Annotated in this window: 22 protein-coding genes; 1 reads left to right on the top strand and 21 read right to left on the bottom strand. The window is 43.0% G+C overall.

What is annotated here, in order from left to right:
- Positions 1-43 precede the first annotated feature (43 nt).
- The 14 genes from DMB88_RS07905 to DMB88_RS07845 form a co-directional block, all read right to left on the bottom strand.
- Positions 44-2,641 carry a DUF5696 domain-containing protein gene (locus DMB88_RS07905; RefSeq protein ID WP_128100911.1) on the bottom strand — a complete coding sequence of 866 codons (2,598 nt, stop codon included), beginning with the start codon at positions 2,639-2,641 and terminating at the stop codon, positions 44-46.
- A gap of 22 nt (positions 2,642-2,663) precedes the next feature.
- Positions 2,664-3,287: a Yip1 family protein gene (locus tag DMB88_RS07900; RefSeq protein ID WP_128100910.1), complete on the bottom strand. Its 624-nt coding sequence runs from the start codon at positions 3,285-3,287 to the stop codon at positions 2,664-2,666.
- Positions 3,274-4,713 (bottom strand): SMP-30/gluconolactonase/LRE family protein, encoded by a 1,440-nt coding sequence (locus DMB88_RS07895; protein ID WP_128100909.1) that lies wholly within the window; start codon positions 4,711-4,713, stop codon positions 3,274-3,276. Before DMB88_RS07895 ends, DMB88_RS07900 begins: the two co-directional genes overlap by 14 nt.
- 17 nt (positions 4,714-4,730) lie before the next feature.
- Complete coding sequence (locus tag DMB88_RS07890; protein ID WP_056699127.1) at positions 4,731-5,594, bottom strand: carbohydrate ABC transporter permease; 864 nt, start codon at positions 5,592-5,594, stop codon at positions 4,731-4,733.
- Positions 5,595-5,597: 3 nt separating this feature from the next.
- The gene (locus tag DMB88_RS07885; protein WP_251382684.1) at positions 5,598-6,563 is read right to left on the bottom strand and encodes a carbohydrate ABC transporter permease; all 966 of its coding nucleotides are present in this window, start codon (positions 6,561-6,563) and stop codon (positions 5,598-5,600) included.
- Between the two features lie 12 nt (positions 6,564-6,575).
- Positions 6,576-6,758, bottom strand: coding sequence for a hypothetical protein (locus tag DMB88_RS30925; RefSeq protein WP_254438497.1), 183 nt, complete (start codon positions 6,756-6,758; stop codon positions 6,576-6,578).
- A complete protein-coding gene (locus tag DMB88_RS07880; protein WP_254438496.1) occupies positions 6,712-9,486 on the bottom strand; it encodes an extracellular solute-binding protein in 2,775 nt (924 codons plus the stop codon). The genes DMB88_RS30925 and DMB88_RS07880 overlap by 47 nt, the downstream gene beginning before the upstream one ends.
- A 111-nt stretch (positions 9,487-9,597) precedes the next feature.
- Positions 9,598-11,004 (bottom strand): ABC transporter substrate-binding protein, encoded by a 1,407-nt coding sequence (locus tag DMB88_RS07875; RefSeq protein WP_128100908.1) that lies wholly within the window; start codon positions 11,002-11,004, stop codon positions 9,598-9,600.
- 995 nt (positions 11,005-11,999) lie between these two features.
- Positions 12,000-12,422 carry a hypothetical protein gene (locus DMB88_RS07870; RefSeq protein WP_128100907.1) on the bottom strand — a complete coding sequence of 141 codons (423 nt, stop codon included), beginning with the start codon at positions 12,420-12,422 and terminating at the stop codon, positions 12,000-12,002.
- Between the two features lie 41 nt (positions 12,423-12,463).
- The gene (locus DMB88_RS07865) at positions 12,464-13,012 is read right to left on the bottom strand and encodes an SMI1/KNR4 family protein (RefSeq protein ID WP_128100906.1); all 549 of its coding nucleotides are present in this window, start codon (positions 13,010-13,012) and stop codon (positions 12,464-12,466) included.
- 87 nt (positions 13,013-13,099) lie between these two features.
- The gene (locus tag DMB88_RS07860; RefSeq protein ID WP_128100905.1) at positions 13,100-13,594 is read right to left on the bottom strand and encodes a DUF6756 family protein; all 495 of its coding nucleotides are present in this window, start codon (positions 13,592-13,594) and stop codon (positions 13,100-13,102) included.
- 49 nt (positions 13,595-13,643) lie between these two features.
- Positions 13,644-14,012 carry a hypothetical protein gene (locus tag DMB88_RS07855; protein ID WP_128100904.1) on the bottom strand — a complete coding sequence of 123 codons (369 nt, stop codon included), beginning with the start codon at positions 14,010-14,012 and terminating at the stop codon, positions 13,644-13,646.
- Positions 14,012-14,728, bottom strand: coding sequence for a HEAT repeat domain-containing protein (locus DMB88_RS07850; RefSeq protein ID WP_128100903.1), 717 nt, complete (start codon positions 14,726-14,728; stop codon positions 14,012-14,014). The genes DMB88_RS07855 and DMB88_RS07850 overlap by 1 nt, the downstream gene beginning before the upstream one ends.
- A gap of 115 nt (positions 14,729-14,843) precedes the next feature.
- Positions 14,844-15,404, bottom strand: coding sequence for a TetR/AcrR family transcriptional regulator (locus DMB88_RS07845; protein ID WP_128100902.1), 561 nt, complete (start codon positions 15,402-15,404; stop codon positions 14,844-14,846).
- Between the two features lie 178 nt (positions 15,405-15,582).
- On the opposite strand from DMB88_RS07845, the gene DMB88_RS07840 reads away from it, so the two are divergent.
- Positions 15,583-16,281, top strand: a complete 699-nt coding sequence (locus DMB88_RS07840; RefSeq protein WP_128100901.1) for an NAD(P)-dependent oxidoreductase — start codon at positions 15,583-15,585, stop codon at positions 16,279-16,281.
- A 129-nt stretch (positions 16,282-16,410) separates the two neighbouring features.
- On the opposite strand, the gene DMB88_RS07835 is transcribed toward DMB88_RS07840, so the two are convergent.
- From DMB88_RS07835 to DMB88_RS07805, 7 genes are all read right to left on the bottom strand, one after another.
- Positions 16,411-16,641: a hypothetical protein gene (locus tag DMB88_RS07835; RefSeq protein WP_128100900.1), complete on the bottom strand. Its 231-nt coding sequence runs from the start codon at positions 16,639-16,641 to the stop codon at positions 16,411-16,413.
- Between the two features lie 96 nt (positions 16,642-16,737).
- Positions 16,738-17,088: a hypothetical protein gene (locus DMB88_RS07830; RefSeq protein ID WP_254438624.1), complete on the bottom strand. Its 351-nt coding sequence runs from the start codon at positions 17,086-17,088 to the stop codon at positions 16,738-16,740.
- Between the two features lie 48 nt (positions 17,089-17,136).
- Positions 17,137-17,586 (bottom strand): oxidoreductase, encoded by a 450-nt coding sequence (locus DMB88_RS07825; RefSeq protein ID WP_128100898.1) that lies wholly within the window; start codon positions 17,584-17,586, stop codon positions 17,137-17,139.
- Between the two features lie 8 nt (positions 17,587-17,594).
- Entirely contained in the window at positions 17,595-18,050 is a 456-nt protein-coding gene (locus tag DMB88_RS07820; protein WP_128100897.1) for a GNAT family N-acetyltransferase, read from the bottom strand.
- A 10-nt stretch (positions 18,051-18,060) separates the two neighbouring features.
- Positions 18,061-18,594, bottom strand: coding sequence for a GNAT family N-acetyltransferase (locus DMB88_RS07815; RefSeq protein WP_128100896.1), 534 nt, complete (start codon positions 18,592-18,594; stop codon positions 18,061-18,063).
- Between the two features lie 27 nt (positions 18,595-18,621).
- On the bottom strand, positions 18,622-19,047 hold the full coding sequence (locus tag DMB88_RS07810) for a hypothetical protein (RefSeq protein ID WP_128100895.1): 426 nt from the start codon (positions 19,045-19,047) through the stop codon (positions 18,622-18,624).
- A 178-nt stretch (positions 19,048-19,225) separates the two neighbouring features.
- Positions 19,226-19,954, bottom strand: coding sequence for a Type 1 glutamine amidotransferase-like domain-containing protein (locus DMB88_RS07805; protein ID WP_128100894.1), 729 nt, complete (start codon positions 19,952-19,954; stop codon positions 19,226-19,228).
- Positions 19,955-19,974: the final 20 nt, after the last annotated feature.

Genomic DNA, 19,974 nt, shown 5'->3' with positions numbered 1-19,974 from the left:
ACCGTAATATCTGTTTTTTGTTCAAGAGATAACTTTTTGATTTTCATTCCGGCATGTCACCTCCTCCTACATGGTAGCTCTTCGCTGCCACACTTACGCCGTTAATGTTCGCAGTAACATCGTTGTAATTGACAATGATCGTTTTTCCTTTTTCAAAAGTCGTCTGATAGACACCATCGCTCAGCTTCTCATGTTTCACAATCGTTTGATTCTGCACGTCGTTCAGGACATCGCTAATCTGCTGGTACCGCTCGGCTGATTCCTGAATCCAGCGCCGATAATCTGCTGAATACAACTCGTCAAATCCAGTCATCTTAATTGCAGATGGATCCGCATAGAACCATGTGTAGTAAGGTGCTGATCCGGTTTCAATCGCTCGCAGCATCTGTACAAGGGAATCCTGATCGTCAGCCATATTCCATGCTTTTCCCGCATATTGGATGTAGCCGTGATATACCAGTTGGAAAAAAGGAACTGCTTCGTCGGTTATGTTAAAGCCGCTGTTACTCATAGGTGCATCCACAATATGCCGGGTGTAGGCACTTGCATACACATTGCCACCTTCCACAAGAAGTGACGCATCGGAACGATGAAGCTTCTCAAGCTGCTCGACTACAACCTTCTTCGCCTGCTCCCGATTCACCACACTTGTACGATTGAAATCGGAGTTCAACTGATCCCCTAAATCTCGAAGTGACACGCCCGAAAGTCCCAGCCGGGTATAGTCTTGCAAAAATCCATCCACAATGCCAGGTACGGCTTGTGGGCTGACGACATATCCTGGTGAAGCCTCTTCATCCCGCGTAAATGTAGATATCCGGTATGGGAACAACTGAGCAAGCTTGCCTGTAACTTGACGTGAAGCATATGATTTCTTGAACGCCTTAGCTTCCGGAAACACCTCCAGAAAAGACACATCCGGGTAAAATCCGAAGCCATTCTGCTCCGTGTATGCCTGCAGGCTTTGCAAACCCTGAGCCCTCCCAAGCTTCTTATCAACATCAATCGACTGAGGCATGTCGTGATGGATTCCTCCGTTAAACCACCCCGAGTAACGAAGCTGAATGTCGCTCACACCGTAGCTCTGCATCTCCTTCAAGATTTCCTGTGCTTCCTCAAAGGTTGTCAACGGCTCATAAGCATTGTAGGGTATGCCCAGAAAGAACTTTTTCTTCGGAATGCCGCCAATGAGTTCTAAGTAAAATGGCAGTGCTGTATCATCAGCCAAACGCATCAGCTGCTTGTGCTCAACCAGATAATCCCGATACGCCGAAGCCATACCTGAATAGCTCGCATTATCCGCACCCAGAAACTCAAAGATGACTGCCATCTCGTTATGGAAAGGCTGTGCCTGAAACCGTTTGACCGTGCTGGAACGCCATCCATTGGTGAGTGTAACTTCCTCCATACTGCTCAGCGAAAAGCTTGAATGCACGGTATTGTATTCATTCAATCTGCCACTGATATCCGCCTCGACGGATGCGACTGTATCGCCTTTATCAATGATAGCCAAATACCCTTTGTCTCCGTAACTCATGCCATACACAGGAATTCTAGCCTTCTGTTCCTTCTGAATCTGGGTAAGTTGATTAACAGCATGATCATCACCATACAAGGTAGTGCTATACGGTGATGCATACGTCTTTTGGTTATTAAAGTAAATCAGTGATCCTGATCCGTCCGGCACCAGACTGTATCCTTCATCAGAAGGCCCGCTTGCTCCGAAAAAAGGTAGCAGTGACAAGGATTGAATCTTCATGGAATCCGGATACTGGATACCGTTCTCAGGGATCGATACCCTCAGACGTCCATCTTCGAGTCGATAGTGCACTGGTACGATGACATTCTCAAGCCCGCTTCCTTCCTCCCCGTAGGCTTCCTTGTCAATCGCGATCTGCACATCATCATAGTCAATGGATTCCAGAATTCGGGTTACTTTGGACAAACCAACACCTTTCAGCGATGAATCCCGTCTTTCGTAACGCTTGTTCTGCTCATCATAACGAAAACGCTTCTCTAACTCTTTCTGATCCTTTTCCTCCAGTTTATCGAGGATTAAAGTCCTGAAGCGATCCTCGCTAATATATTTGGGAATGGCTTCAATATCGCTCTTGACTTCACCCAGCGTATACACGATATTAACGCCGTCTTCGACTTTTTCGATCTCAAACTGACCACTCTGAACACTATGTGTATAATTGTCGTATTTGAGTGCATTTCCGGCGTTATCGTAATACGTCAATTCGAGCTGTACATTCAGCTGGGACTTGTTGTATCCGGTTGCGACGGCATCCAGTTCCCGATCCTGCGGATTGGAAAACCACATCTCACCATGCTGCTTATCGAGCGTCGCGATCTCTGTTGTTTCCGGCTGGAGATACAGAATCAGCTCCTCATTCTCAGCTACGGCTTCCATACCGTCAGGAACAGTTATTACGTTGTGGCTTGCAGCTTTATTTGCCAGCTCTTTGGTTATGGATGGATCTGCGTCAGCCTGAATAGACTCTGTCGTCTTTTGTTCAGACTCAACTGTTGTGGTCACCGCTCGTTCATAGACCGACTCTGCATAGTTGATATTTTGAGTCATCAACAAGCTGCCGATCATGATGGTTATGGCAAACATCGTACGAGTTTTGTTCACCTCTGACACCTCCTTCCTTCTCCTATTTGCGCAGCGTGATCTCTTGATAGAGGGTGTACACAAAACTGATAATCTGTTGAATCAAGCTAAAGAAAAGCAGGCCCAGAAAGATAACGATCCCCATAACAACCAGGGTGAGCAGCATCGTGCTAATCGTTTTGATCACTGAATACTGATGCACCGTTTTGGTTCCTATAAAAAGCAGCCAGACAAACCAAATGACCCCTATTGAGTCAAATAAATAATAGAAAGAAGATTCACGTAGTGTAATCACATTACTCAGTAATATATTCGGAATGTTGATCAGAATAAGGGGAAGCATGGCATATCCCGTTGCAATCAGAATATCCCTGAACTTGCCTTCTCCGTCCATCAGCGTGGTCAGTGACCAATTGGAGATACACCAGAGCAGGAAGGGGAGAATGATGTATTTCAACTCATTGATACTGTTCAAAGAGAGGGGGTAATTGTCATTGACGACATATCCGGCGTACTGACGTTTCAGAATCATCGTTATGGTAACACCGAGCAGCACCAGTAACGCCACACGCAGCCTGCCTTTATTTTCATACTTCAGATCCCAGTATCCGTCGAATGGACGTACAGCGACATGTAGAGAGTATTTGATTTCCTTAATTAGCGACATCTCGGGCTCCCCTCTCATTCCTCGATCTAGCGATTCGGCGCCAGATGATTAGGCTGACAAGCACTCCGATCGCCACCGTCATGTAGATTCCGAAATATTCCCGCATGTATTCTCTCCGATATTTCGCCAGAGCTCTGGAGTAATATTCCCGATCATTGCCAAGCTTCAGGTGGGTCATCGCTTCCTTGTACTTCCCTTCTCTCAGCATTGATTTGCCGATGCCTACATAGGCCATTTCATAGTTGGCGTCAAGTCGCAGCACCTCTTGCCACAACGTTGCAGCTTCCGAATGTTTGCCTGAGCTGTACAAACGATTGGCCTCGTTCACCAGGCTTCCAAATGTTGTCGGCTTGAATTCGGTGATCTGGCCGAGATCACGGTCCAGCACATAGATGGCGTCCCCATAACTTTCAACGGCAACCGGATTTTTGAATGTACCTTTCTGATTGCCGAGCTGACCAATCACATACAGCAAGTTGCCATCCTCGTTGTACGTGAACACGCGCCCTCTCGTCGAATCGAGAGCACGGTAGACCCCATTGTCGGACACCTGAATATCAATGAAGGAGGAGCGATTGATACTCAAGTCCCCCACTGGGGCAAATTCCCCGTTGACCCGAAGTACATCAATGCCGGACGGATTAAGTTTTTTCACCGCCGAAGCTGTGTTTTTATCTGCCGTCGTTGTATAGATGAAACCGCCTTCATCAATATCTGCGTTATTGAACTCCAGTGGAATAAATCGAATCATCTTTTCCCGCTGTTCCTTGGTGGACACGCTTTTCCAGAATAGATCAACCGGATCAAACTGCACACGATTCGTGCCCATAAACCCCGTAAAGCGCCCATCACTATCAAATTCGATCAGCCCTTCATAGACACCCCGACCGACAACATAGATGCGTCCAGCCTTATCGACGATCACTTTCCTAGGAAAATATTCAAATGTATCACTGATGACATCCGACTCTGGCGCACCAATGGCACGAACGAACGTCCCGTCCGGATTCAGCTCCACGACTCGTCTGTTCTCGGTGTCGGCAACGTAAATCTGACCTGACTCCGTAACGAACAGCCCTTCAGGATTCAGAAAGCTATCCTCTTTGCCTTCGTGCTCAAAATGTTGGATGACTCGCATCGTTTCCCATTTATCGTTCAATACGACAATGCGTCCATTGCCTGAATCCAGGACATAGAGCAAGCCATTATGTGCAGCATACAAATCCAGTGGAGACTGCCATGCTCCCGTTCCGGCGTCGTTACCCGTGATCACTCTGGAGGGGAGAAAAGCAATCGGAGACTTGACCGAATTACCCCAGTAATTGTAGGTATATCCCTCATACGGTGCCCCATGAGCCACGTTATGTCCGAATCCGGAGATCAGCAGGGAAGCTGCCAGAACGATTAGCCATGATCTTACTTTCATCTCTAACACCCCCTCACTTAGTCCTTCATGCCGGATGATGCCATCGTTTGGATGACTTGGCTCTGAGACAATACAAACGTCACGATCGGCACCGTCATCATGATGACAGCGACGGCAGCGCCCACACCCGCACGAGCTATTCCACCCTGGACAATCTGTCCCATGGCGTAATGCATCGTTTTGAGTTGCTCACTATAGATAAAGCTGCCGCCATCCGTTCCCCACAACATCTGCATCATTAAAATGAGCAGCGTTAACCACGCAGGTTTGACAAGTGGCATGACCACCTGAAAGAAAATCCGATATTCGCTGGCTCCATCCATTTTTGCCGCCTCCAGAAGCGCATCCGGTATTTGCTCCATAAACTGCTTCATCAAGTACAGACCCAGCGGATAAGCAAAGGCGGGAATAATCATGGCCTGATAGGAATCGAGCCAGCCTAGCGTGGACATGATCATGTAATTGGGAATAGCCGTTACATGCGGGGAGAACATCAGAGACAACACGATGATGGTGAACAGGATTTTGTGCCCACGGAACTTGTATTTAGCCAGTGGATAAGCCGCCGCAGAGGCTAGCATAATATGTCCGAACGTGCCTGCCGCAGTAATAAACACCGTGTTGAAAATATATCTTGAGAATGGAACCCATGAATTTTTCATCACTTGAAATAGATCTGAAAAATTTTCAAACGTTGGATTCCGGACAAACAGCGTTGGTGGGAAAATAAAAAGTTCATCCAGCGGCTTAAACGCATTATTGATCACATAGATAAGCGGAATGACCATAAAAGCGCCAAATCCGCCGAGCAAAAGGAAAAGCAAGATATCGACCTGCCAGGATCTGTTGATTTTCCTTTTCATACGCAAGGCCATCTTCATCTGCTATTCCCCCACTCTCTTTAACAGCTTTTGAACAAGCAGGTTGGAACCTAGCATCAGACTGAACAGCACCGTTGCAATAGCAGAAGCGTAGCCCATCTCGAAGCGGATCGTGCCGTAATCCATCAAGTGAGTAACAATCGTATGTGCTCCGTACTGTACGCTCGGGAAACCTGCCAGCGCAGTAGCCACTTCGGCAACGGCAAGGGACGAGGTAATCTGGATAACAGCTCCGAACATGAGCTGCGGACGCATCGAAGGCAAGGTAATATACCACAGCTCCTGCCAGCGATTTTGAACCCCGTCGATACTTCCTGCTTCATACAAGGTGCGATCCACGGTCTGCAAACCGGCAATGAACGCAAGAAAACTGGTTCCAAGGCTGAGCCATAGCTGTACAAGCATAATGATCGCAAGCATGTATTTGGGATTCTGTAGCCACAGGATTGGCTCATAAATGATGCCTATTTTCATAAGGAAACCGTTCATAATGCCGTACGAATCTCCTGAGAAAATAATTTGCCAAATAAAAAACACATTGCCTGAAATAGACGGTGCAAAAAAGATCAGTGTCATGAAGGCTCTCACCTTTGGATTCAGCTCATTAATAAGCCAGGCAAATACAAAGCAGGCAATGTAGCTGATTGGACCGGTGATCACCGAGAAAATAATTGTATTTTTAAGACCTATTAGAAACACATCATCATTCCAGAGCAGCTTGGAGTAGTTCTCCCAACCAACCCACTCTGGAAACTCCAGCATGTTGAAATTGGTGAAGCTGAAGAAGATGGAGATCATGACTGGAAACACGGTAAACAAGAAGAATAACAACATGTAGGGCGAAAGAAGGATATAGAGATGCTTATCCCGCTTGATATCTCTCCTAAAAAGTTCCCACTTCCCGGGTAAGCCGGCAGGCGTACGCTTGGGCTGAGAACCAGTTTTGGTCACCATATTAGCCTTCTGCAAAAGAGTCCCTCCCTAGTGCATTCCGTCCAATTTAAACTCTTTTCGTTTCTCCTGAATTTCGTAGTTAATTTCCTGCACATAATCGTATAAGGCATCCGTGGAATTCGTCCCGTTATTGACGACCTCACGCAGAGCATTGTCCAGATGCCTACCCGTAAAGTAACCTCCGGGAACTTCTGGAACCCCTGAACCCATTCCCATTGTTCTTCCAGACTTCGATAATCGCGGACAGGCCAAGGTAACTCCTGCAACGCTTCAATATTCGCCGTTGGATACCGCGCCGCCGCCCCATCAGACCTTCCATTTCACGTCCGAAGCGAACTTGGGCATCCTTGCTGACCCACCATTTCATAAATTCCCAGGCCGCATCCTTATGCTTCGATTGCTTGAGCATAACGGTCGCCGTGCCTCCACTCGCCACATCTCGTTTGATACTTCCGTCTTGCTGCTTGAGGCCGGGAACCGGAATGAACTCCCATAACCCCTTGATTTCAGGCGCAGATACGGACAGATAGTTATAAAAGGTGTAATCCATAATGCCTATAGGCATTTCTCCGGTTCTAAAGCGCATTGGAAAATCGAAGGTGAGGGGTAGTTTGTAGCTTGTATAGAAATTCGTCCACTCCTTGAACGCCTCCAGCCCCGTTTCCGTATCCATACCGCTTCTGGAGCCATTGTCCAAATAAAACGAACCGCCCATCTGGTACAGCAGCATGGCATACGCCCGATTCACTTCCAATACGGGTACACCTGTCGTTTGAGCAAGCGGCAAAGCCATTTCCATATTATGCTTCTGCAGCACCGGGATCATGGCGTAGACGTCCTCCCATGTCTGCGGCGGCTCCAGATCAAGCTGTTCCAAAATATCCTTCCGGTAAAATAACATATTGAATATTTGTTGCTCCGGCAGTGCAAATACTTGATCCTCATAGTGATACGGAACCATTGCACTATCCCTGAACTGCCTAATTAATTCGTCATAGCCGGGATAGTTGGACAGATCTTCTGCCGCGTTACGCATTCCGAAGTTGACAGGCACATCATTTCCGACCTGCATAGCCACATCCGGTCCCTCTCCTGCCAGGGAAGCACGCAGCAAAACATCCGCATTTACCAGCTTGAGGTTCACGCCAATGCCTGTAAGCGGGGTAAAGGTATCGTCAATCATGGCCTTCAACACCTGTGCCTGATCCCGGCCTGTACCAATCCATACCGTAACAGACTTGTCTTCATCAGATGTGCTGCCAATGGTGTCATAATCCTCGAAAAATGAATGGAAAAAAGACGAAATTTCGTGTCCAACTTTTCGGAAGGACGAATCATTCGCTTTGGGCAGTTTCTCATCAGGTGAAGCAAGCAACAGATAGTCAATTTCCAGCGGCTGTTCGCGTACCTCCAGAAGCCAAGAGCCGACGCTACCTACATTGATTTTGAATTGACCCAGCCGCTTCTGCACGGTTTCTGGCTTGGCGGCCAGATCGGACAGTTGATAGGCTGTTTTAGTCAATATCGCGGTCTTATCACTTTTTTCCCCGGTTAAACGAATTAACTCTTCAGATACAGCATTTAGGATGTCACTTTGTTCGCGAAACACCTTCACCATATCCGGAATCTGTTTCTCTAATTGATAATCCCGATAGGGGTCAGGAACGTTACCTGTGATCATCAGAATTTTGCGATACATCGCATTGATATCGAGCACACTGGCTTCCACCTGACGGATCAGAGGCGCAATCGCTCCCAGACTGACCTCAAGCTGCAATTCATGTTTGCCTTGAGTCAGATAAAATAAGTAGGGTTCGTCCTCACTGCCAAGCACATTCATCTGCCAATTCGAGTCATAGAAGAACGGAATTTGCATCATTTCACGGAAGGGAACCTTATTGTCGATCTGCAGCGAACGGGTGGAATAAATCCCCCTCAGCAATTCCTGTCTACCTTTGATCGCAATCTTGTATAGTCCATCCTCCGGCACATCCATTTCCCATGCAATCCATTGTCCTGGCACACGCCAGTTGTTTCCGCCGATGGTGTTCATTCTGATTTTGGATACATCGTACGGTTCCGTGGATGTGCTTGATCGATCAGTGATTGGATACAACGTTGGTGATGACTTGTACTTGGCGTGTTCACCTTGAACTTTGATCACGTGTCCACTGGTTTCCGTATATCCCTGTCTCTCATACTCCTGCTTCACTTCTGCATAGGATATCGGTTGTTCATACTGGTGTAGCCTGATCGAATCAATAACCATAGGCTCCCGGGTGGACACAAGCGTCAATGAGTGTTTGCCTGCAGAAAAATAAAACTGGTACGGCTCCTCATAATAGCCCTCCTTGTCTCTCAGAAGCGATTCTTGCCACATCGGTGCCTCCGTCTGACGTGGGCGCAGGTCGTTACCTCTGTTATCTTGTTCGATCTCCGATTTCTCGTTGACCCATACACGATGAAAACTCAGATTACGTGCGCTATTGAAAGGCAATTTCCCATCGATCCATAGTTCACGTTCTATAGCGGAACTTTTACCCTGGATCGGGTAATAACGCAATGTCATGTGATACATGCCCGATTCAGGAACTTCCACTTCCCATTGCACGGAACCGCTCTCCTCTGTTCTTATGAACTTGCCCGTCTCACCACCTAGCTCCGCGACCATCTTCGGTTCCATTCCTTCCGCAGCTGTATAGTCAGCTCCACGAATGACAATTTCCCTGGAAGGTCGCTTCTCGTTCTGGAATTGCTGCAAATAATAATCGTAGCTACCCTCAGAAGCAGATTCAGAGATCGGCATCACACGGCTCGGATCTGATGTTCGATTCCCGGACTTTGCATTGCCGCTTGCACCGGAACTGGATATCGTGTACACCATGACGAGGATTAGCATAACGACGATAAGCGTCACTCGGGATAATGTAAACTTCACCCGATGCCCCCCTTTAGCAGACTGTAGTGAATTAGATAGACGGCCCGCATAGCGATTTTGGGATGAAATCAGAAATGAGGCCGTCCTGTTGGTTAACGCTGATTACTCGAACTATTTTTTCTCGGATGGTTCCCCGCTTAACACTTTTTTCACCGCAGCCTGTGCAGGTCCGATAACCTGGGCAACACCTGTTGAAGGTGTAATCTCGCCTTTGATGAATTTCTCAGTTACTTTGTCCAGTTGATCCTTAATGCCCAGACCACCAAAGCGACCACCAAACAGGCGCTGCACCTGGCCATTATCATTCATCGCATTGGCAATGGATTCTTCATCCGGCAAAATATTTTCGAGCGAGAGCCTACGGTTATCTTGCCAGTTATCGAAGTCTTGTAGATCTTCCCAAATCTTCACGATCACATCTGCGTCCTTCACTCCCTTTGGAACAACGTAAGCTGTAGCCTGACCGAATGGTTCGTAGTACGACTCCGCTTGAGGTCCCTTCGGCATGTATACATAACCCCACTCATCCTTCATCTTATCTAGAATCCGGCCTTCGATCTCCCAGAGTCCACCCGGATACATGGCAATGGTGCCTTCTCCGAAGAACTTGGCTGGATCTTCCCAGTCGTTACCTCCGTTGGCCTTCACCACTTTATGCTCATTGTACAAACCATGTAGAAAATTAAGCGCTTCCATAGATTCGGGTGAATTAAACGTCACTGTACCTGTTTGCTCATCATATAATTTGCCTCCGTTGCTTGCGACCAGCATCTCAGAAAGTACGTAATGCGCTCCAGCCAGTCCGTACTGATCCATTTTGCCGTCACCGTTACGATCAACCGTTAGCTTTTTCGCCGCATCCAGCATCGTATCCCAGCTCCAGTTATCTTCGTCCATCAATTGCTGCGGGTCTTTCAGACCAGCCTCCTTGAATATACGCTTGTTGTAGAACATGCCACTATCATTAGGTGTATACCAGCTTTCGAGTCCGTACACCTTGTCGCCTCCAAAGCGCATAGCATTAACAACATCCTGCTCCACACGAGTATCTTGAAGGTAATCATCCAGTGGTGTCAGAAAACCACCATGCATAAGTCCCCAGATAAATCCATCAGGAACCCGGACTATTTCAGCAAATGGCTCGTTCGCGAGCACAGAGGAAGACAGCTTTTCAGAGGTAGACCAATATTCCGTATTCAAATATTTGATCTTTACGTTATATTTTTCTTCCACCATTTGAATACGCTCGCGGGCAAGTTCATCCGATTCTGAATCCCCTTTTGGTGTAGCATCCCACCAGTGAGAAATTCGAATAACACGACCGTCTAAATCTGGCACCGGCACAGCTTCTTCCTTGTCCTCTTCCTGCACTGGCGTTGTGTTCGTCTCTACTTCAGCTGGTTGAGCAACTGGATCGGCTGGTTTGTTATTTGTACCACTGCATGCAGACAAAAGCATGATTAACATGGCAAATAAAACGAGCATCATCATTGGGTTAGACATCATTTTTTTCAACATGGGCGGCCTCCCTCAAGTAAATGATCTTAATCTGTTCCAATTGAAACGTGAGCGCCATAGCCTGTTCAGGGATTGTTAAGCGCTTACAAACATTGAACAAAGTACACTTCCCGGTGTTGGATTATGTACCTCCACCACCCCAGCCATCCATATCGATTCCTCGTAAAGTGATCTTTTCTTCTGGCTCAAACTTCATCCTACACACGCTCCCCTCAAAGTTGGTAACATTGAATCAAGCTTACAAAAGGCTTTTTGATGACTGCCCTGAACAATCTGACTCCTTACAAGGCCGCCTTAATGGGATTTGAAAACCTAGATTCACACTTCGCTTTGAAGAGCATTAGCCAAGTTGTAGAGTATACTTGAAAAGGATTTCATGAAACCCATTTCATTTATAGTATTATTACAATCCTTAAGTCAGTACACATTCTGATATTTTTTAGAATATTTTAGGGCGTGTCTGAAAACTCCGAAGACCGCAGATTTTGCCGAATTTTCGTTCCAAGTCAGGAAGTTTTCCGCAGGCGTGCCGGGGCACGTCAAGGGAAAGTGACGCAGCAGGGGGCGAAAAGGCGGTGAAAGATGCACTTCAGCGAGTTTTGAGACACGCCCTAGTCTCGTTTGTTTCATTTCACAGCATTTCCTTGCATTTGCAGCCTGTACTTTGGCAAGCCACATATGGTTAAGGTGCTGTGTCAAAGAGGTAGCACCTTAACGTATTGGGTCATGTATGAAATACCACGGTGCTCGTCATTGGAGTAGCATCACGAGAGCTTCATCGTGATGCATGGCAAAAAGCGCCACGCGTGTATCGTCGTGGCGCTTCTTCCTGCTGTATGATGCCAATTGGTCATGCAGCACGATCATAAGCTGCAGTTATAATTAAATGGCAGCATCTTTTTATTTTTAGAGGCAGTATATATTATTGGAACTGGGACACCATTGTCACCGATAGTATTCATGTTACAGGTTACTTATGCTTTTCTAAGCAACTTCTAACCCCTTCGATAATCCTTTAATTTTATCCCGGCGTTTTCACAGTATTCTTTGAATGCCTTGATTACGCTATCTTTATCCTGACTTTTTAACGAGAAAGATAGCTTTTTATTTTTATCGGAAAGTTGAATTTGAAGAAGATTAGTACCTATTCGCATTTCACTAATTTGTTTAATCGAATAGTTCGTCTTATTTACTGTTATTCCCTCGGGCAATAGAACGACTTCATAATCCTTTTGTGAATCTATCCAATTTTTAACAACTAGAGCGATCACAACTAGCCCAGTTGTTATCAGTAGTATTACTCGAAAGCCATCACCAATATAATTACTTAATAAAGTAATTACAGAGAGAAAGCCAATTGGTAAAAATATAAATAGATAATATAATGGGTAACCCTTCAACATAAATTTATAATTCATTCTGAATTCCTCTCATACAAAGTACATCGCCTAGACGTACTTTATCCTTTTAATTTATAGTAATTTTCTGCCGTATACACAGACCAGTCCCAAAATTTATCTCCTTGACTGATAATAAATCGATCAAACCACAACTCAAAGTTCATATTGAAGGGTCTCGACTCATCAAAGTTGTCTATGTGCCCCTTAACCATTAAGTAATTATTTGAGCCTTCGCTGTATTTTTTCAGATCAATTACGATATTATCTTGGTAGATATAGGCGATCTTCAGATACCCCTCGTTTGAACTCTCATACGTTGCTTCTTGGATGTCCTGCCACTTATATAAATACGCCTCTCCTCCGTATTGCGGATGGTCAAATAACGAGCAACCATTACTTATCTTCAAAAAGTTAATATAATCATTCGGAAGTTCATACCCTAATGTTCTTTGGAATTCGATTAAATCACTTTCATCTGCCGGATCATTAAACGTACAGGTAGCTTGAGTTAAATAACCCTCCTGAAGCTGTAATTCTAGCAGGTTGTTATTTTCCAATCTTTTCTTAAGCGAGTCGATTGTTTTATAAATTAATTCTCCTTGAATCAACTTCCATCCACCCTTTCAATAAGACCCGTGAGGAGTCACAGCGTGAAAAATATGTAATATGAAGTACGAAGCGTGGTGACTGTGTATTTACTTAAATATCTTGCTCTCGTTCTCTAATTCAAACTTCTTCGCTTGATTAATGATGCCTTCTCCTGAGAAATGTACAATCTCATGATGATCTTCACATACGAGCCATTCATATTTCTTCGATACAAGAAAGTATTCGTCCAAATGGTAAAGTTCAGGGATTATTTTATCGAAAATAATATTCTTTTCCCCTTCATAAACCCACATTTTATCGTTGTGGTCTTCAGCAATAAACCAAATAGATTCATCTTCAATAATCTCTTTAACAGATTTATATGGTTGCTCGATAAACCTCAATGCGTAATACGGTTCTTGAAGTCTATTCCATCCCCAATGCAAGTCTTGAGTGTAATGAGTCTTATGTAGAAAATTCTTTTCGATATGATCTAGAATTGTCTTCCATTGATCTTTTCGAACTTCGAACAGCGCTTTCCTGTTGATTGAAAACTCTTTAATGAGTTCTTCAATCTCCAATCGAACGGATAAAGACTCCATCTCTCGCACCTCCTTGATTCGAACTCTTCTTCGCAACCTCTAAGAATTTTTACAGATCATACTTCTTGGCTAAATTCCAATCTAAAAAATGGTTTATGTCACTTATTGCATCTATAATCGTCCCTCTATGTTTTTCGTTATCCCTTAATTCTTTGAGTACGACTGGTTTTACTATCCTTTTATCAAGCTCTCTCTTCGTTCTTGCAACATGAGCTAATCCTAATATTGCATTAGCCCTAACATGAGCATTAGTATGTTGAGATAGTTCCAGACATAGGTTTTGAGCATACTTCCAATTGGGGTGATATAGTCCCACGGATAGCGATAATATAATCAGCTCTTCTATTGATTCCCGCTCCAATATATCTTGGATTTCTCCGTCGTTATACTCTCTTATTTCTTTATATTTTGGCTCCATTAAAATGCTCCCTGGATCTCTTCTCTTATTCTTGCTAACGCTCTTTTCGCTGCGAGTTTCCCATTATGCATTCCGTTTGTCGAAACCTCTATTAACTTATCTCTCGCTGGAATGTATCTATGAAAACCAAGAATCTCACACGCCCTCTCTTGAACAAACATATCTTCATCATCTAGATATGGTATTAATGAATCAAGATTCCTTTTCGGTGTTAATGCCATAATTGAAAAAATATACTGACAACGGATATCGTCATCTATTAGCGGGTTAGAACTTATCCGCTTGTTTAACTCATCAATACAACGTAAGTCTTCCTCCATCTCAGCATGACTAATTTCTATATCTGACGGATAATCCTTCTTCAATTCATCCCAATAAAAACTAGGATGTTGTTCGAGTTCAGCTATAAATGAACCTACACTTCTAAAACCTGGCGATACATCTGTTTCCTCATGATCGATATAATTAATTCTGTATTTGCAAGCACCTTGAACCTGTAAACCTATGTAGTTCGAATGATCATCTGTCCATAAAGGAATAATGTCTTGATACACCTTCATTTCAGACAATAATTCTGCCATTTCAATGACTTCGTCAAATTCCATTAATCTTAACAAGTAATCTTGATCCTTCTGTTTCTTATAGTGAGTTTCTAACTCCTCAATGAATACAATAGGTAATGTGATACTAAGTCTATTAAAAAGGTCTATAAACATGTTACCTCTCCTTTGTAAGATTGATTTTTCTGTATTTCACTTGTTTCCATGTATATCCTCCCTCTTAGAATTATTCTACTCGAATTCCATCTAACATTCTTCTTTGATTTAACATTCAAACCTCAAGATTTCTTTCAAGCAAAACGCCCACTCGCTGCGCCATAAAGGAAGGAGCAAGTGGCTCTCCTTGTTTAAACCACCACTCCACTACGCCAACGATCGCTGACCCCAGGAACTGAATATCCACATTCATTCCCTCCGTTAATCCAGAGTTACACCCTTCGGACATGCCGTTTCCTTTCTCTAGTTCTTCGATGAAAAACGTAAGGAACTGCTCGCGGAAAAAAGGGCTACCTTTACTCGCTAGTAATGCAGAAAAGAACATCGAATGCTTCTCGAAGTACTGGAACCACACCAACCCCATATCCTTATAATCCGCGTCATCGTCTGTAGAATTGCAGATTCTTCTTAAGTCATCAGTATGTTCTTTGATGAGCTGATCCAGGAGATCGAATTTGTCCATGTAGTGAAGATAGATGGTCCTTCGACTAACATCTGCTCTGTCCGAAATATCTTGAATCGTAATTTGATCAAATTCTTTTTCCATCATCAAATGGATGACAGCCATTTTTATGGCTTCTTGGGATTTGCGTATTCTGCGATCTACCTTTATCACTTCACAACCACCAGCTTCCTAAATAAATACTACACACTTCTAGAGGAACTGTGAACTAATGCACAAAATCACTCATTTTAAGACTTGTAGCGTTTTCATTTCTGTCTATCATTATACGTAATAGTTAATTAATACACTATTGTGCATTTATGCATGGATGGGAATGGAGTTCTTTATTATGAAAATTGCAGTTATTGGAGCAACAGGAGGAACGGGAAGGAAAGTGATGGAACGTGCACTGGAACTTGGCCATGAAGTTGTAGCCATAGCTCGTCGGCCAGAGATGATACCTCCCTTGGAGGGACTCACCATCAGACAGGGAGATGTATTTGACGAGTCCAGTTTGGTCAGAGCCATTGCTGGTGCAGAAGTAGTCATCAGTTGCATCGGCCCGCCCAGTAACGTTTCGCCGGATGCTGCCAAGAAATTTCTGAATCTAAGAGCTGGCATGAATGTTATGGCGGCTAACTTCTCACCCGGTACTGTCATGTCCGAAGGTATGCCCAATATGATAGCAGCCTCTCAACGTGCGGGTGTGAAGCGCCTAATCATGCAGAGCGGCATTAATTTGAGCAACGGCAGAGAGCTGTCTCCCGTCCATCGATTGGCAGTTCGTATGATGCGCCGTATATTCTGGAAAGCCATTGAGGATAAATCAATTGCTGAGCATGCATTAATACAAAGTGAGCTAGAATGGGTCATTGTACGGGCATCCGTGCTTCAATACGCCGAAGGTACTTTAAAATATACAGCAGGCCCATTAGCTCGCATAAATCCTCTCGGAGCACTTCCCTTTGCAGACTGCGCCGACTGTTTAGTGCGGGCAGCAACTAGTGAGCCTGAGTGGATCAGGCAAGTTGTTAATGTTGGACGGTGACATCGGCCATCTGGCTCTCTAACCTTTCAATAATACGTAGTTATCAACTACCTGATGTTACTCTCATAGGATCTTAGGGTCTTCAACAAATTTATCCTGCTTTTGAGCGTATATTAAATCTTCATATCACTATGTATTGTAGATGTCTTTGATCGTTAACAATGTTTCATACCATAATGTTTTTTGATTCAAAGACTCTATTACTACAGTTTGACCATCTTTTCTATTTAAATAAATGACGCCTTCCCGCTGAACAAGCTCATCGTTGAACTTAAACACAATATCTCTACAGTCTTGCTCATACTCCTTTTCTCTTGTTTCTGACCACTCTGCCTTTTCAATAGAATATCTCTTCCTCATTAGTAGAATCCTCCTGGAGTTATTATTGAAGTAACCTCCCTGTATGCCTTCTGAGCGTATTTATTCAAATAATCTTCAGATCTCGATTGTTTCTGTTTATACTTTTAGTTGTTCTTCCAACCATTCTTCAAGTTGCTCTTTAATTACAAATCGATCTTTAGAAGAAATACTTTTAATTTCATTCCAATCCCCATCAACTAGTTCCAGACGGTAATAACCGTTAATATCTGAATCTGGATACCATCCTAGATCAAAAAGTTGCGTGTCTTCTCTTTCAGGAATAACCCACTTCCCCTTGCTGATTTTCATTTTAACGATCTGTAATAAATCTTCTGTGAAGAATCCCCAATTCTCAATAAAGTAGTCACGATCTGCACTAAGAATAGGGTCTACATCGTAGAATTTGTTATACGTTACTGCATATCCTGCTGGAATCTTAAGTTGCATTAAATTCAATTTTCTCGCCTTCCTGTCTTCTTTTTTTTAACTTCATCTCTAGTTATGCATCGCTGCCATTCTATATGTACGAATAATCTCTCTCTTATAATCTTTCCACTTGAAAGTGAACGATTCTAGATCAATTTTTCTATTATGTGGTTCTAATCTAAAATCGCTCCAACTTACAAAATCCCCTTCCCTTTCAATCAATACTGATACATAACCGCACTCTTCATCCTTACACCAAGGACACACTAATATGGGGTACCTATAATATAAGTCTGGGTGTAGTTGCTTCAGCAGAAAATAATCAATAGACTCTTGCTGTTCCTCTTCTGTCCCCCAGCCTAAGCTTGGAACAAATTCGTACTTTTTAAGCATCTGATAGAGGGATTTCCCATCAATGATCCAATCAGCAAAAACCACATTTTTATTTCCTTCTTGATCAGGGTCACTGTCATCATAACGAGGCGCAAGCTTCGTTTCTAAATGATTTATCTTGTTCATTTCTCCTCCTATTCTGTATCAATCACATAAATTTGGGACTCCCTGTTCCACGTATGATACCCATTGCATAAATGTGCCCAGCCGTACTTCTCATAATAATCAATATGATCTGTACATAAATACAATTTACTGAAACCGAGTTTGTAAGCTTCTTGTCTCGCGTGCGTCATCAAGACTGACCCAAGACACTTTCCTCGTTCCGTTTCCTCAATATATAAATTGGATAAGTATGGCCACAGATCTTGTCGACTTACAAAATCATTATTCATTAATGAGTAACTACCAATGATCTCATCTTGATTCATCATAAAATACCATCGGGGTAATGGACTTTTCGTTGTCATGCTGGAAGTTATACAATCCTCAAATATTCTTCTATTTAATCCCCATCGTTCGGCAACATACTCAATAGATTCCTTTAAAAGGTCGGGATAATCTCTCAAGTCAATGATTTGATAATTCATAAATCCCCCCCTAATCCGTTTTAGTTAATCTTGCTAATACTTCATTAACGTTATCCCATTCATAGATTAATTCGTTAAGAATTTTCCCTCCAATTTTTATTTGAACTGATGTAGATAAGTGAGCTCCATAATACTCATAAAAAAAGCGTGTCTTGTTATCCTCTAGAACATCAACGAATATTTTCTGGTAACCCAATGAATTGAATCGAAAAAATAAATGTTTAAGTAGTTCCTTTCCTACTCCTTGCCCTTGGTATTCATCAAGTATATAAATTGAAGTTAGATCTCCTGAGTCAGGGATCGTATTGGTCTCTCTCTTCCAACAATCTGCAAATCCAATGATTTCTCCTTCAGTGTTCTCTGCTATTACCACAAAACTGTCTGTTCTCTTGATATTATTAATCCATAATTCAGTCCTTTGTGTATACGATAGATTGTTTAAAAACTCTTCTGGAATAATCCCCTTGTATGTCGTTCTCCAACTATCCACATGAACTTTTGCAATTCCTTCAGCGTCATGAATCGTAGCTTCTCTGATCTGCAATGTAATCATCTCCTATTTTTTTATTCATTAATTAGCTCTAACTAATTGTTCAGTTTGTATTTTATATTTCCTGATGGCTAAATCAAAGTTCATTATTTCTTGTTTACTAAGACCTTTTGTGTCTATCTTGAAGTACCCGGATATATCCTTTGATTCATTACTTTCGATTACTTTATTCACTTCAATTCTCAAAGAATTGTCAATTAGTCGATCAGATAAATCTTTAGAAATTACTGGCTCAATCCCTATTATCGAGATTGGTTTTCCTAACTTGTTCTGTAAATTGATACTATAGGTTACTTCAGTTATATCTGAATCTTCACCGCCTAATGAGAGGAGAGTTTGCCCAATCACTATACCTTCATCAATGATTTCAGATTTATTGCTATTTAAACAACCAATTATAGAAAAAGTAATGCATATCAATAAAATTACGAATAAGACTCTCTTCATTATTATGAAACTCCTTTAAGAATCTGTCCTGTAAATCCGCTGCTATGAGATGCCCCTTCCGGATCAAAAATTGGCTTGCCGATCCGCAGCGTCCAATGCGATGTTATTATCAAATGTCAGCCACTTATTATATACAAAATGAGATTCTTCGGCTCTCGACAGTTTCCTCAATGAGAAGTTATAAAATATCTGATAATGGTTGGAAATCACAATTATTCAATTCAGTCTTATTCATTGTACCGTTACATTTTTTTAATACATATGCCTTGCTTTCTATATCGCTCTTTACTATCTTGTACATATCTCCATCAATTACAATTGCAACATTGTTCTGAAGAGCAATGCCTGGAACCTCTTTATCTAACATATTGTCATCAAATGTTTCATGTCCAACTTCATTGTAATGTGGACAGTGATTAGCGGGAATGAGCCCAAGTCCTATGACTTGCTCTCTATCCCACCATCCATCACGATTGGTTTCTATACTACTGTTGCTATGGCCTTCCAAAAACCAACAAATTGAACCAGCACTCAAACCCGATAATACTATATTATGTGCAAATGCTTCTTTAAGATATTGATCTACTTTTTTAGTTCTCCATATTTCCATCATTCTAACAGTGTCTCCGCCACCTACATAAATGATATTTGAGGATAGGATCTTGTTCTTAATGGTTTCATCCGAGATGTCTTGATCGACAAGACATAGCGTATCAACTGTACAACCCAATTGCTCACCATATATAGCCGTAACAGTATCAATGTAGCCTTGAGCATCATTACTTGCTGTTGGAATAAATAGTAGCTTTGGATTTTCAATATTTGAAAATTCAACGATATACCTGTCTATAGGCAGAGTTTCATGAAACCGCATTTCGCCACCACCGATTGCAACTATTTTCCCCATAGATACACGCCTCCCCAAAT

The sequence above is a fragment of the Paenibacillus sp. DCT19 genome (genome assembly GCF_003268635.1).
Taxonomy (GTDB): domain Bacteria; phylum Bacillota; class Bacilli; order Paenibacillales; family Paenibacillaceae; genus Paenibacillus.
The sequence above is the reverse complement of the archived record's forward strand: the minus strand, read 5'-3'. Positions and strand labels throughout refer to the sequence as shown.